General features: G+C 56.8%; 3 protein-coding genes. All 3 read left to right on the forward strand.

Annotated elements, in window-relative coordinates; all coding sequences use genetic code 11:
* Window positions 1-52 precede the first annotated feature (52 nt).
* The 3 genes from tnpA to tnpC are packed head-to-tail and all read left to right on the forward strand — an operon-like array spanning window position 53 to window position 2,258.
* The gene (gene tnpA, locus ACURWW_RS17145; RefSeq protein ID WP_458618519.1) at window positions 53-355 is read left to right on the forward strand and encodes an IS66 family insertion sequence element accessory protein TnpA; all 303 of its coding nucleotides are present in this window, start codon (window positions 53-55) and stop codon (window positions 353-355) included.
* Complete coding sequence (gene tnpB / locus ACURWW_RS17150) at window positions 348-698, forward strand: IS66 family insertion sequence element accessory protein TnpB (protein WP_445618373.1); 351 nt, start codon at window positions 348-350, stop codon at window positions 696-698. The genes tnpA and tnpB overlap by 8 nt, the downstream gene beginning before the upstream one ends.
* Window positions 699-722: 24 nt before the next feature.
* Entirely contained in the window at window positions 723-2,258 is a 1,536-nt protein-coding gene (gene tnpC, locus ACURWW_RS17155; protein ID WP_458618520.1) for an IS66 family transposase, read from the forward strand.
* Window positions 2,259-2,266: the final 8 nt, after the last annotated feature.

The following is a 2,266-nucleotide window of genomic DNA, read 5'->3' on the forward strand; positions in this document are numbered from 1 at the left end:
CCCGTGCTCGGTCCTGCTAGCCTCCTGATTCACTATTCAGAAGGAGAGTAGCATGACCACCGCAGAAAAACGTTCTCACTGGCAGCGTCACGTTGATGCCTGGCAGCGAAGTGACCTCACCCAGAAAGCCTACTGCGAAAGCCAGGGCATTTCTGTGGCAACGTTTGGCTACTGGCGCAAACGCTTGGTCGATGATGTGCCCCAAAAAAAGTTCGTTTCGCTCGGCACAGCATCGGTTCCTCCGCAGGTCAAAATACATTTGCCGGGCGGCGTTTTGCTGGAGGCTCCAACCAGCAGCCTGGCCGCCGTATTGCCTCTGATCTATCAAGCGGCACAGGCAACCCAAGATGCTTAGACCCGCTAATGATGTGCAAGTCTATCTTCATACCGAGCCGGTGGACATGCGCAAATCCATCGACGGGCTGTCCGTGCTCGTGGAGCAGGAGATGGAGCTGTCCCCGAGCATGGAGGCGATCTTTGTGTTCTGCAACCGCGGTCGCGATAAGATCAAGCTTCTGTGTTGGGAGCGCAACGGGTTCATCGTCTGGTACAAGCGTCTCGAAAAACAGCGCTTCCGCTGGCCGAAGGTTGAGGAGACTGTCAACCTGTCTGGCCAGCAGCTGAACTGGCTGCTCGACGGCTTCGACATCTTCAATAACCAGCCTCACACTGCACTGTATTTTGGCTCGGTTGCGTAGCCACTCACTGGTATAATCCGCGCTATGAGCGCGGCACAAAACAACCCAACAAAGACGATATCGGAACTGGAAGCAGAGCTTTCCAGCAAAGACCGTGTCATCGCAGAACTGGCCAAGCGAGTCGAGCTACTCGAAGAATACCTGCATCTAGAAAGGTTGCGCAAATTCGCGGCGCGCTCCGAAAAATGTCCCGACCAAACTGAACTGTTTAACCAAGCGGAGTTGGCCGACGCCGCCGAAGCCGTTCTTGCCGAACAGGAAGCCGCCGCTGCTCCGGAGCCCAAAGAATCAGCTCGGGCCCGGGCAGCGGGACGCAAGCCCCTGCCAACGGACCTCCCCCGTGTCCGCGTCGAACACGATCTGCCGGATGAAGACAAGCACTGCGCCTGCGGCTGCGCACTCACGGCCATCGGCGAAGAATCCAGCGAGCAGCTCGATATCGTTCCTGCCAAAATCCGTGTGCTGGTCAACGTTCGTAAAAAGTACGCTTGCAAGCAATGCGAGAGCACCGTCAAAACCGCCGCACTGCCGGCGCAGCCGATTCCTAAGAGTAACGCCAGCCCCGGCTTGCTTGCGCATATTGCCGTATCCAAATACCAGGATGCCTTGCCGCTGTATCGACTCGAAGCGATTCTTGGCCGTGCCGGCATAGAGCTTCCCCGGAATACTCTGGCGAACTGGATGATCAAGTCCGGTGAGCTGATCCAGCCATTGATCAACCTGCTTAACGACAAGCTCCTGAGCTACCCGGTGATGCACTGCGATGAGACTCGGGTACAGGTCCTCAAAGAGGATGGCAAACCTGCCACCAGTCACTCCTATATGTGGGTGCGGGTCGGCGGACCACCTACGCAGCCAATCAGACTCTTCCACTACGCCGACAGTCGCCGGGGTGCCGTGGCTACTGAGTTGTTCGAGGGCTACTCGGGCTACCTGCAAACCGATGACTACGCCGGATACAATGCTGTGGCAGGCGAAACTGTTACGCAGCTTGGCTGCTGGGCTCACGCTCGTCGCAAGTTCGTGGAAGCGCAAAAAGCGAGTAAGAAGGCCGGCAAAGCCGACATGGCGATTAGCCTCATCGGCAAGCTCTATGCGATCGAGCGCACAATCAAAGACTGCGACGCCGATGCTCGCTTCGAGGTCAGGCAGCGCGAAAGCGTCGCCCAGCTACAACGGCTCCGCGATTGGCTCGACAAAACCTTACACAACACTTTACCCAAGGGTTTGCTCGGAAAAGCGTTAGCGTACCTTGATAAGAACTGGTCAAAGCTCACGGTCTATGTAGAAGATGGTCGCTTGTCTATCGACAACAATCCCGCCGAGAATGCGATCCGCCCGTTCGTGGTCGGGCGGAAGAACTGGCTGTTCAGTGCCAGCGTGTCGGGTGCAGCCGCTAGCGCCAATCTATACAGCCTGATCGAAACAGCCAAGGCAAACGAGCTCGCACCTTACGATTATCTCCGCCGGGTTTTTACAGAGCTGCCTCGGGCGCAAAACCTTGTGGACATCGAAGCGTTGTTACCCTGGAAAGCTCAGTTCCAAGATGGGGTTTGCTGATCGCTTAC

This window comes from Gilvimarinus sp. F26214L, from assembly GCF_054401055.1.